This is a genomic window from Marinobacter sp. ES-1, from assembly GCF_000475255.1.
Lineage (GTDB): Bacteria > Pseudomonadota > Gammaproteobacteria > Pseudomonadales > Oleiphilaceae > Marinobacter > Marinobacter vinifirmus.
Window position 1 is genome coordinate 1 of sequence record NZ_AXBV01000046.1, and the last position, 12,930, is coordinate 12,930.

7 protein-coding genes are annotated in these 12,930 nt (G+C 54.5%); all 7 read left to right on the top strand.

All coding sequences use genetic code 11. The annotated features are described in order from the left end of the window. Positions 1-257: 257 nt before the first annotated feature. On the top strand, positions 258-1,349 hold the full coding sequence (locus Q668_RS08870) for a fatty acid desaturase family protein (RefSeq protein ID WP_022989257.1): 1,092 nt from the start codon (positions 258-260) through the stop codon (positions 1,347-1,349). Positions 1,350-1,445: 96 nt separating this feature from the next. Next, a complete protein-coding gene (locus Q668_RS08875; RefSeq protein ID WP_152521772.1) occupies positions 1,446-4,340 on the top strand; it encodes an SNF2-related protein in 2,895 nt (964 codons plus the stop codon). Between the two features lie 18 nt (positions 4,341-4,358). Next, positions 4,359-5,609, top strand: coding sequence for an ATP-binding protein (locus Q668_RS08880; protein WP_022989259.1), 1,251 nt, complete (start codon positions 4,359-4,361; stop codon positions 5,607-5,609). Between the two features lie 62 nt (positions 5,610-5,671). Then, a complete protein-coding gene (locus Q668_RS08885) occupies positions 5,672-7,621 on the top strand; it encodes a site-specific DNA-methyltransferase (protein ID WP_052009693.1) in 1,950 nt (649 codons plus the stop codon). Positions 7,622-7,648: 27 nt separating this feature from the next. Then, a complete protein-coding gene (locus tag Q668_RS08890; RefSeq protein ID WP_022989261.1) occupies positions 7,649-9,337 on the top strand; it encodes an AIPR family protein in 1,689 nt (562 codons plus the stop codon). After that, entirely contained in the window at positions 9,334-12,297 is a 2,964-nt protein-coding gene (locus Q668_RS08895; RefSeq protein WP_022989262.1) for a DEAD/DEAH box helicase family protein, read from the top strand. Before Q668_RS08890 ends, Q668_RS08895 begins: the two co-directional genes overlap by 4 nt. Positions 12,298-12,313: 16 nt before the next feature. Next, a partial coding sequence (locus tag Q668_RS08900) for a DUF3375 family protein (protein ID WP_022989263.1) occupies positions 12,314-12,930 on the top strand: 617 nt, incomplete at its 3' end.

Genomic DNA, 12,930 nt, shown 5'->3' on the forward strand with positions numbered 1-12,930 from the left:
TCCCATCATCCCTGTGCGCTTCACTTTGGCCATCCATGGCCAAAGAGATTCCTGGGAGGGGCTCGTCACCCGCAGCGCCGGACATCAGTGATTGCTTTTCAGAACACATCTGTTCTTTATTTTTGTGTATTCGTCACTTGTTAAGCCTTCCGCCGTTGTTTCATTTTGTTTGTTGTTGTATTTTTCAGCTAACGAGTGTGCGCTGAAAATTTGGCGCATGGTCACTTCAATCAACAGTAAACGTGGACAGGTAACCGATGAACGCAGCAGTGAAACAGGGAGCAGCGGCGACGGCCGTGTTTGGGAAACCGGATGAACGGGAACTCCGGGACAGGATGAAGAAGGAACTGCCCGCTGATACGTTTCAATCGCAGAGCTGGCGGGTGATCTGGTTTCTGCCGTTGCAGGCGGTGATCTGGGCCGGGTTGGTGGTTATTTTGCTGGCGGGTTTGCCGTGGTATGCCAACCTCGGGCTGGGGCTGCTGGTGGGGCATACCATTGGTTGCCAGGCATTGCTGGCCCATGAGGTGCTGCACGGTGCGCTGGGCATGAGCCGGCGGTGGCAGAATTTCTTTGGCTGGCTGGGGTTCGGGCCCTTGCTGGTGCCGCCGGAGTTCTGGCGGAAGTGGCACAACGTAGTGCACCACGCCAACACCAACACCGGTGACACCGACCCGGACAGCTTCGGCACCCTACGCCGCTACAAGACCAACCCCGGCCAGAAGAAGTTCCACAAGCTGGCCCCGGGGTCCGGCACCTGGTACAGCTACTTGTTCCTGACCTACTCCTTCACCTTCCATGCCCAATTGGTGCTGTGGATTCAGGCGAAGCACCGCAAGCAGTTCAAGGGCTTTAACCGCAAGCTGGCGATTGCCCAGGTGTTTGTTTGCCTGGCGTTGTGGACGGCCCTGGCGGTCGTGTCCGGCCCGCTCGCTGTGTTCACCGTACTGATTCCGTTCATGACCGCCAACGCCCTGGGGCAGGGATACATCCTGACCAACCACTTCCTGCGCCCCCAGACCGCCACCAACAACCCGCTCGACAACTCCATGAGCCTGCGCTGCAACCCGATCCTGGACCGGCTGCACTTTCGCTTCAGCCACCACATCGAACACCACTTCTTCCCGAAAATGGGCCATAACATGGCTCCAAGGGTTCGCAAATGGCTGGAGCAGAATGAGCCGGAGCGTTACATGGCGATGCCTCATGGCAAGGCTTTGAAAATGCTCTACGCCACGCCTCGGGTTTACAAGTTCGCCACGGAGCTTGTGGACCCCAATAATGAGAGCAGAGTGTTTGATTTGCTGCCTTTGCAATCAGAATACTCGGCAGTGAACAGATCCCGTTAGCCAGTAAAGCAACTAATCTAGGTGTATCTCCGACAGATTCCGTAAGATGGCCGGGTCAAGGTATTGATCGCATAGTAATAATCCTTGAGAGTCCGCATGCTGGGAACTATATTGGCGGTCTGTTCTAAAGGAAAGTCGGAGATGTTCACCCCTCACCAGAGCACCTACTTTGCCCACTGGTTAACCCAATCCGGCAAAATCGAAAACCAGGTCTCCCGGGCCATGGCCTCTGCCCGTGTGGACATGAACCCACACCAGATAGATGCTGCCTGTTTCGCGTTGAAATCTCCCTTGGAACAGGGTGTGCTGCTGGCGGACGAGGTGGGCCTGGGTAAAACTATTGAAGCTAGCCTGGTGATGGCACAGAAATGGGCTGAGAACAAACGCAACATCCTCTTGATTGTGCCGGCCTCATTGCGAAAACAGTGGAGCCAGGAGCTCGGCGACAAGTTTGAGCTGCCGTCGGTGATCATTGATGGCAAAGTTGCTGCAAGCCTGAAAAAAGAAGGAAAAAACAATCCGTTCGATCAAAACGAGCAGATCGTTATTTGCTCGTATGAGTACGCGGCTCGACAGCGTGACTATGTGCGATTGGTTAGCTGGAACCTAGTTGTCTTCGATGAGGCCCACAAACTACGGAACCTCTATCAGGCCAATGGCAGCAAGCGGGCCAAAGCGCTGGTGGAGGCCACCGAATTCGCTGATAGCCGTGTCCTGCTATCAGCCACACCGATCCAGAATAACCTGATGGAACTCTATGGCCTGAGTCAGGTTATCGATCCTTATTTTTTCGGCGATGAAAAGTCGTTTCGAGCGCTCTACGTAAACCGGCAGCGGGATCAGAAATCACTGGACGATCTCAAACGCCGTATTCGTCCGCTTTGCCACAGGACCCTTCGGCGCCAGGTTCAGGAAGAGGGCGGTATCAACTTCACCAACCGCTATTCCATTACTCAAGACTTCACGCCGTTGCCGGAAGAATGGGCGTTGTATCAAAAACTTTCCCATTATTTGCAGCGACCGGATAACGAGGCGATTAACCCCCGTGCCCGCCATCTGGTGAGCATGGGCTTGCGTAAGATTCTGGCATCGTCATCTTTCGCTGTTGCCGACACGCTCAAAGGCATGATTGAGCGTCTCGAACAGCAGCAGCGGCTTGATGAGGAGGCTCTTTCTGATATCGAGGAAATAGACGATTGGGCAGAGTCCGAAAACGGCGAGGACGAGGAGGGCATCAGCGAAACCAGCAATGACGAGACCTCCGGGTCTTCGGGCAGATTGAGCCAGGAAATTGCCCAACTCACCGAATTTCGGAATCTGGCCCAGAGCATCACCAGCAACGCCAAGGGCCAAGCCCTGCTCACGGTGCTGGAAAAAGCCCTCACCATGACAGAACGCCTCGGCGGGCAACGTAAAGCAGTGGTGTTCACTGAGTCGTGCCGGACCCAACGATACCTTCATGATCTTCTGGAAAGCAGTGGCTACGCGGAGCGAACCGTCATACTCAACGGCTCCAACAACGACGCTCGCTCCAAAGCCATTTACCAGGCGTGGCTGGAAGAACACAAAGGTTCTGCACGTATCAGCGGTTCGAAACCCGCTGATATGAAAGCTGCACTGGTAGATCGGTTCCGCAGTGACAAGGCTGATATTTTGATTTCTACCGAGGCCGGCGGTGAGGGTATTAACCTGCAATTCTGCTCCGTGCTGATCAACTACGACTTGCCCTGGAATCCCCAGAAGGTTGAACAGCGCATTGGCCGGGTCCACCGTTACGGGCAAAAGAATGATGTGGTGGTGGTTAACTTCGTAAACCGCAAGAACCCGGCGGATCGCCGGGTGTTTCAGCTTCTGGATGAAAAACTCAAACTGTTTGAAGGTGTATTTGGTGCTTCAGATGAGGTGCTGGGAGCGATCGAGGGTAGCATCGATATCGAACGCCGCATCTACGAAATTTATCAGAATTGCCGTACCGATCAGGAAATCGAGTACCAGTTTGACCAACTTCAGAAATCCCTGGAAGACACCCTGGCCGCTCGGGAGACAGCAGCACGGGAAGCTCTGCTGAACAATTTCGACCGGGATGTCGTGTCAGCGCTTAAAACCCATCGGGATCAGAGCAACGACTTCCTGCAGGAATATGAACAGGTCCTCATGGATCTGGCCCGAGCGGAATTGCCGGAGGCCAGATTCAACACCAACCATTTCTACCTCAACAATCAGCGCTATGACCTGAGCTGGCCACTGGCTGAGCAGAACGACTCCGAATTTTTCCGTTTACAGGCCACTGAGCATTATCTGGCCTGGGATCTGGTGCACAGGGCCAAAAGCCGAGATCCGGAGCCTGCGCATTTGGTGTTCCACTACGGTCAGCTCCACGGCCAGTATGCCGCGCTGAAAGAGTACATCGGTCAGTCTGGCGTACTCACCGCGTTTGAAATACGGTTTACCTACAATAAAGGAAAAACAAAGAGCACTCGTTTGGTGGTTCTGGCTCAAACGGATGACGGCCAGAAGCTGACATTAGAAAACGCCGACCATCTGATGTCTGTGCCCGCTCGCGCAGAGACCCTTTCAGATTCGATTCCGGAGGAACTCTTTGCAGACTGGAAATCGCAGATTGTAAAAGCAGCCGAGGCCGAAACAGAAGCTGAGCTCGATAATTACCTGGAACAGGAGTCCGAAAAGCTTGAACGCTGGGCTCAGGACCGCCGTAAAGCGCTCATGGCCACGGTTGATGAGCTGGATGAGCAGATCCGCGCCTACAAAAAAGAGGCGAGACAACTGGCCTCCACGGCTGAAAAAATCCAGGCTAAAAAAGAGCTTCGCAAACTGGAACGCAAGCGGGACGACGCTCTGGCAGAATACCACCACTCCAAAAAAGCCATTGAGCACGAGGAAGACCGCCTGTTGGACGAAGTGAGCGAAAAGCTGGAACTGACGTGCGAGATCAAAGAGCTGTTTACCGCCCGCTGGACACTCACCCACTGATACAGGCCAGAGAAGATCATGGATAGAGAAAAACTGGTTAAAGACCTGTTGTACCAGATTCGTCTGGGCGAAGATTCCGGCTATGAGTTCAAGCGGGTTGAAATCCGCGGCAGCAAAATCAAAGGTCCGGACCAGAAAGATTTGGCCGACGAAATGGCCGCTTTTGCGAACCAGAAAGGCGGCTACCTGGTTCTGGGTGTGGACGACAAAACCCGTGAAATCACCGGCATTCCCACCGATATGCTCGAGGCGGTGCAGAAACGGGTAAAAGATGCCGCCACCGACAACGTAGAACCGCCACTACCCATTGCTACCCGGTTGCTCGAACTGCCTGACGAACACGGTGACATGAAAAACGTGCTTCACGTGGATATCGAGAAGAGCCTGTTCGTCCACAGTAGTAACGGACGCTATTTTCATCGTGTGGCCGAATCCAAACAGCCGATGAAGCAGGAATATCTAGCACGGCTGATGATGCAGCGCAGCCAGTCCCGGTTGATCTGGCTGGACGAACGCCCGGTGCCCGGCACCCGTTACGAAGATCTGGACCCGAGCCTCTACCGCAAGTTCCTGCGCGAAGAAGGCCAGCCGGAAAGAACCCAGCTTCGCAAGCTCCGTATGCTGGTGGACGATGATGATGGGAATGAAAAACTGAGTGTATCCGGTGTTCTTTTGGGCACCCCGAGCCCGGTCAACTGGCTTCCCAACGCCTACATTCAGTCCGTCTGTTACGCGGGCGACGACCGCGATGCGGACCAACAAATTGACGCTATGGACTTTACTGGCCCTCTGGACCAACAAATCAGCGGAGCCCTGGCCTTTGTCGAGAAAAACCAGCGCGTGGCTGCCCGCAAACTGCTGGGCCGGGAAGACATCCCCCAATACAGCCTGACCGCCATCTTCGAAGCGTTGGTTAACGCTGTCGCCCACCGAGATTACGACATTTACGGCGCTCACATTCGCCTGCACATGTTTGCCGATCGGCTGGTATTCTGCTCACCGGGAGCTCTGGTCAACACCATGGAAGTGGACGAACTCATGGCCCGGCAGGCTTCCCGCAATCAGCTCATTACCAGCCTGCTGGCCCGCTGCCCCTACGAGCACCCCACCATTAACCGCTCCCGCATGATGGACAAGCGGGGGGAGGGCGTGCCGGTGATTCTCAACGAATCCGAAAAGCTATCCGGCAAGCGGCCTGAATACAAGATGGTCGGGGAGGAGTTGCAGCTTACCGTCTATGCGGCGAAAAAAGAGTCTTACCGAGACTAACGCCAATCGAATCAGATTTGAAAGATCTGGCAGTCTCCCGAGTTAAAGGAATGATCAGCAGTATGACGAATCCAAACACCCAGATGAACGGCCAGTCTCTGGACATTGCCGAGCAACGCCGCAAGGAGCTTGCACAACTGTTCCCGGGCATCTTCACCGAAACCCGCAACGACCAGGGGGAGCTGAAGGTGACCATTGATCTGGAGCGCCTGAAAGCGGAACTGGGTGAGTTCACCGACCTCTTCGACAGTCGCCGGGAACGTTACGGCATGGACTGGCCCGGCAAGCGGGACTGCCTGCGGCTGATCCAGCAGCCCACCACCGCCACCCTCAAACCCTGCCGGGAGGAGTCGGTGGAGTTCGACACCACCGAGAACCTGTTTATCGAAGGCGATAACCTGGAAGTGCTCAAACTGCTGCAGAAGAGCTATTATGGCAAGGTTAAGATGATCTACATTGACCCGCCCTACAACACCGGCAAGGAATTCATCTACCCGGACAACTTCAGCGAGAGCCTGGACACCTACCTGCAATACGCCGGCCTGAAAGACAGCGAAGGTCGCACCTTCTCCACCAACACCGCCAACGAAGGCCGCTTCCACACCAAGTGGCTGAATATGATGTACCCCCGCCTGTACCTGGCCCGCAACCTGCTGCGGGAGGATGGGGTGATCTTTATTTCCATCGACGACAACGAGGTGGAAAACCTGCGGCGGATGTGTGATGAGATTTTTGGAGAGGAGAATTTTATTGCTTCTGTCGTTTGGCAGAAGCGTACGTCTCCAGATTCAAGATTTAATCTCGGAGCGGCCCATGATTACGTGCTTGTCTATGTGAGAAGTGAGTTAGGCCAGCAGTTGCTTAAGAAGCTTCCTCTTTCGCACACCCGCAGTTCTGAATACAAGAACCGTGATAATGATCCGCGAGGGCCTTGGGCATCGGTCGACCTGACAGGCCAAACTGGCCACGCTACTAAAGATCAATTTTTTGAAGTCATTACCCCATCAGGAAAGTCTTATCCGCCACCGGACGGCAGGTGTTGGGCTTTGGCGAAGAAAACATATGATGAGCTGTATGCAGACAATCGCTTATGGTTCGGCAAGGATGGCAACGCCCGACCTCGACTTAAGAAGTTTTTGTCCGAGTCTGAGGGTGTTAACGCGTGGACGTGGTGGAGCAATTCAGAAGTCGGGGATAATCAGAGTTCGGCTAAAGAAATCAAAAAAATACTCGGATCAAGTGACATTTTTGACAACCCGAAGCCTACAAGGCTAATTCGAAGGATGCTGCAATTGACCGTCGACGACGGTGACATTGTTCTTGATTTTTTTGCTGGCTCTGCCACAACTGGACATGCGGTAGTTGCGCACTCTCTCGAGCGGAATGTCAGCATTAATTATGTCTTGGTCCAGCTTCCCGAAAAGATAGATCTGGATTCGCCCGCAGGGCTATTCTGTCAAAGCAACCATTTGCCGATGAATATTGCGTCTGTGAGTAAGGAGCGCCTGCGCAGGGTCTTGAATGGCGGCGCACCTGCGGGACAGTTGGAGCTTGGCGACGGTGTCTGTCGTGTTGGGGGCTTCAAAGTCCTCAAACTCAACCAAAGCAACTTCAAACTCTGGCAGGCCCCTGCCAAAGACGTTTCTGATGAAGAACTCCTCCAACAAATGGAGCTCAACGTCGATCACATCGACCCCAACGCCAGCCAGGAAGATCTGCTATACGAACTGCTGATCAAGGCCGGTGTGATGCCCACGGAAAAAGTTGAACAGATTGCGCTGGCGGGCCACAAATTGTTCTCCGTGGCCGAAGGCACCCTGCTGATGCATCTGGAAGACGAGATCGATCAGCCCCTGATCGACGCTGTGCTGGCCAAGGCCCCCGGCCAGTTTATCTGCCTGGACAAAGCCTTCCACGGCAACGACCAGCTCAAAACCAACGCCGTGAAAACTTTTGAGGCCTTTAATCAGGGCAAGGAAAAAATCGATCAGATCGATTTCAAAACGGTTTGAACCGCATCGTCAGGCTCAGGAGCGCCCATGGACATTAACGCAAGCATCATCGATCAGAGACTGGACGGCATTGTCAGCGCCAATAGCGACCTGCTGCCAGCAGGTAACGATCCACAGAAGAAAAAGTCTGCCGCATTCGTGTTGCTCAGTGCAGCCACCGCTTTGGGCATTCCACTGGAAGAGGCCGCAGAGTACCTCACCGAGGGTGGCGGCGATGCCGGCGTGGATGTGCTTTACGTGGGCGATGTGGAAGATGGCGAATTTCAGGTCACTTTGTTTCAAGGCAAATACAAACACAAAGATCTGAGTGGCGTGGCTCATTTTCCAGAAAATGGCGTGAAGGCAGCCATTCAGACCATTGGCACACTGTTTGACCCAGCCAAAGTGCTCGATATGAATGACCGGCTGAAACCTCGTATAGAAGAGGTGCGGTCTCTGATTCGGGACGGGTATATCCCTGTGGTAAAGATGGTGCTTTGCAACAACGGGGATCGCTGGAACGATAGCGCCCAGAAACTGATCGAAGCTGCGGGATTCTCTCCCTCTCAGGTTAACTGGGTGCACCTGAACCACAACGACATTGTGCGGGTACTACAGAACCAGAAATCGGTGGACGATTCCTTGCCACTGCGAGGCGAAGCCGTGATTGAGGACTTCAACTACCGTCGGGTGCTGATCGGCAAAGTGGCGATTCAGGATATCGCCGACCTATTCAATCGGCATGGTGATCAGTTGCTGGAGCGGAACATCCGCCGTTATCTGGGTATGAACCGTAACCGGGTGAACACGGCCATTCACGATACTCTGGTGGACGATAGCCGGCGCAAGAATTTCTACTTCTTCAACAATGGCATCACCATGATCTGCCGGAAGTTCCGACACAACGCCCTGCAGGGCCGGGATTACCAGCTCAAGCTGGAAGGCATTCAGATCATCAATGGTGGCCAAACCTGCAAAACCATCCAGCAGACCCTCAACGACCCTGACCTGTTGCGGGATTTCTCGGAGACCTACGTTCTGCTGCGGTTATATGAACTTGCGGAAGACGATAAAGAATTCGTGCAGGACATTACCTACGCCACTAACAGTCAGAACCCGGTGGATCTGAGAGATTTGCGCGCTAATGACGAGCAGCAGCGTCGGTTGGAGTTGGGTATGAAGGACCTGGGGTTTAGTTATCGTCGGAAGCGGGACGATACTTCGGTGAAGAGTGACGAGCTGACCAGTTCCGTGGTAGCTGAAGCTGTGTTGGCGGTGTGGCGTCGTAAGCCGTTCCAGGCCAAATTCCGCCGCAAGGAGCTGTTCGGAAAACTCTACGAGGAAGTGTTTGATCATCTGAACTCCGCGCAGGCCATATTGGCTGCGCTTATCTTTCGAATGGTAGAGAACGAACGTAAGCGCCCGGAGCAGGCCAATCCCCCGGTATTTCTGCCTTATGCCTCGCACTACAAGGCCATGCTGGTGGGAGATTATCTGCTGGAAACCGAAGGTGTTGCCCTGGCCGAGGTCAACCATCGGAGCTATCAGGCGTTGCTGGACCGCTTGCATCGCCAGTTTGATGAGTTCCAGCATCGCGCGCAGGATCAGATTTCCGAGGCGCTGACGGCTTTGTATGGTGAAAGGGACATATCCTTGCAACAGCTTTCGGCCACATTCCGCCGCGGTGATCTGATGCAGTACCTGAACCCAGCCGAGGAAGCCGGAGCTGCCCATTGAAACTGAAGTTCAACCCCAATCTCGATTATCAGCTAGACGCGATCGAATCCACGCTGTCGGTGTTCGAGGGCTTGTCTACTGCGGGCGAGCCCTACCGCAAACTAGGCATCGCCAACACTCTGGAGCTGGACCCGGACAAGCTGCTGGATAACCTGCAGCGGGTGCAGGAACAGAATTTCATCGAGAAATCGCCGCACCTGTTCGAGGCGGGGGACGACTACCCGTTCCCCAATTTCTCGGTGGAAATGGAAACCGGTACCGGCAAAACCTACGTCTACCTGCGCAGTATTTTCGAGCTGCACAAGCGCCTGGGCCTGCGCAAGTTCATTATTGTGGTGCCGTCGGTGGCTATCCGGGAAGGCGTGCTGTCGTCCCTGGCCATGATGAAGGAGCATTTCCGCAGCCTGTATAACAACGCGCCTTTTGATCACTACGTCTACAGTGCCAAGGATCTGTCCAAGGTGCGCCAGTTTGCTACCGCTAACACCCTGCAGATTATGGTGATCAACATCCAGGCGTTTCAGCGGGATGCCGGGGATATGGACAATTATGACAACCTGACGCCTGAGCAGATCAAGAAGCTTTCGGTGATTCACCGGGAGCAGGACCGGATGTCCGGCGTCAAGCCCATTGAATTCATCCAGGATGTGCGGCCGGTGCTGATCATCGATGAGCCGCAATCCGTGGACAATACTGCCAAGGCCCGCCGGGCGGTGAATCACCTGAAGCCGCTGTTTGCCCTGCGCTATTCCGCTACTCACCGTAACCCCTACAACGTGGTGTATCAGTTAGGGCCGGTGAAAGCCTATGACATGAAGCTGGTAAAGCAGATCTCGGTGGCGTCTATCCAGTCTCAAAGCAATGTTAACCAGACCTATCTGAAACTGAGCCAGATCGGGTTTAGCGGCAAAGCCAAGACGCCGTCTGCCTCGGTGGTGATTTTCGAAGATACGCCTAACGGCACCAAGGAAAAGACCGTCAAGCTTAAGCAGGGCACGGACCTGTCCGACCACACCAACCATCCCGGTTATCAGGGCTATGTGGTGGATGAGATATACGCGGAGCCCGGCGCGGAATATGTGCGCTTTGCCAATAACGCGACTCTGGAGCCGGAGCAGGAGAAAGACGGCATCCATGACGATGTACTCAAAGAGCAGATCCGCCAGACGGTGGAAGAGCACTTCAAGAAGGAGCGTAACCTGCAAAAGCAGGGCCTGGATGTGAAGGTGCTGTCGCTGTTCTTTATCGACAAGGTGGCTAATTACCGTTACTACGATGAACACGGTAACCGGCAGAACGGCAAATTGGCCCGCTGGTTTGAAGAAGTCTACCGGGATTTGGCTGCGAGCCCGCTGTTCAGCGACCTGCCCAGGCGGGACGTGGAGGAGGTGCACAACGGCTATTTTGCCGAGGTGAAGAAGCGCGGCAAGGTGGTGGAACTGAAAGACACCAGCGGCACCACCGTCAGTGATGGTGAAGTGTACGAGCTGATCATGAAAGACAAGGAGCGGCTGTTGGACGATGCCGAGCCCTTGCGTTTTATCTTCAGTCATTCGGCGCTAAAAGAGGGCTGGGATAACCCCAACGTGTTCCAGATCTGCACGCTACGTGAGTTTGGCAGTGAAAAGGAGCGGCGCCAGACTCTTGGTCGTGGTCTGCGCTTATCTGTGGATGCCAATGGCGACCGCGTATATGACCCGCAGGTCAATCGCCTTACCGTCGTGGCCAGTGAATCCTTTGAGGAATACGCGAAGAATCTGCAAACGGAAATGGAGAAGGACATCGGCGGTGGCTTTAAGTTTGGCCGGGTACCCGCCATCGCCTTTGCACCGCTGGCGATTAATGACACTGAAACCCTGGGCCAGGAAAAGTCCCGGCATCTTTGGCAGGCCTTGAAGGCGGAGGGCTACCTGGATGCTAAAGGTGACCTCACAGCCCGTTTCCAGCCGGACGACATGTACTTCCAGCTACAAGTACCTCAGGAATACCAGCCGCTGGAAAACGAAATCATCGACCGCCTGCGCAGCTTTATGTTTGCAGGCCGGGTGCAGGATGCCCGCAAGCGCACAGCCGTTACCTACAACAAGCGGGTGGAGCTGAACCCGGACTTCAAGGCACTTTGGGACAAGATCAGCCAGAAAACCCGGTATTCCATCCGGTTTGATACCCAACAACTCATCGACCTGGCCAGCCACAAGCTCCAGAACATGCCGGTGGTCAAGCCGGTGACGCTCACCATTGATCACACCCAGGCCAAACTGACCGATGCCGGTTTTGGCAGTGACCGCCAGATTTCCACCACCAAGGAGCGCTACGTCAGCTCCCATGAAGTATTGCCTGACTTGATTGGCGCCTTGCAGGAGCGCACACATCTGACCCGGGGCACGCTTTTGACGATTATCCGGAACTGTATGCGGTTGGGTGAGTTCAAAACAAATCCGCAAGGGTTTATCACCGAGGCCGCGCGGCAAATCCAAAAAGCGCTGGATGAACTGCTGGTGGATGGCATCCGCTACGAGAAACTGGCCGGCGACCACTACGAGATGGAGCTGTTCAATGAGCCGGAGCTGGAAGCTTATCTGGACCGATCCTATAAGGTTCAACATGGCAGCCAGGGCGATCAGGTTCAAACGCCTTATGATTACATCGAATGCGATTCCCACATCGAGCGAATGGCAGCACAAGCTCTGGATGGTGCGGAGAACGTTAAGTTTTTCTGCAAGTTACCTCGTTGGTTCACTATTCCCACGCCGGTAGGCGACTACAATCCGGATTGGGCCGTGGTGCTGGAGGAAGATCGCAAGGTGTATCTGATTCGTGAGACCAAAACCACCCACGACAGCGACAAGCGCCGGCTGGAGGAGAATCTTAAGATTCTTTGTGGCGAAGCGCATTTCGAGGCATTGGGGGATGTGGACTACAAAGTGGCGGCTTCGGTGGCTGAGGTGACAGCCATTTAGTTAAAAGGAATACGCAATGAGCTTTCAGGGATTGCAGGCAAAATACAACCGACTCCATGGCGAAAGTGCGGCATGGAAGCTGCTGCGCGCGGATAATTCGCCCCACATTCTCGCCTTCATCTCTGATTTGTTTGCGGAAGAAAGTGAAGTCCCCTTCGGGCGAGCACGCATCCGCCTCGATGCTGAAATAAATCGTTTGCGGGAGCTAGGTCTCTGGCAGACTGAGACTGCAGCGAATACCTATCTGAATCAGTGGATTGCCTCGGGTTGGCTACGTGAGTTGGACGACAGTCTTACCAAGACAGATGCCAGTGAAACCGCGCTGCGCTTTTGCCGAAATCTTGATGAACGAACCTCAGGCACCACGGCCTCCCACTTGAGAATTGTGCAGGAAGCCGTCCGGGAGCTTGCCGTCGCGATCAGCCCGAATGTTGACGAGCGGGTCACTTTGCTGGAACACAAGAAAGCAGAACTTGAACGGGAAATCGCTGACCTCAGAGCAGGGGTCGTTAAGGAGCTCAGTGAACAGCAGCAACGTGAGCGCATCCGCGAGGTGTACCAGCTTGCCTCGGTACTGACCGGTGATTTCCGTCGCGTAGAAGATGAAATCCGGCTGCGTATTCCAGACCAAGG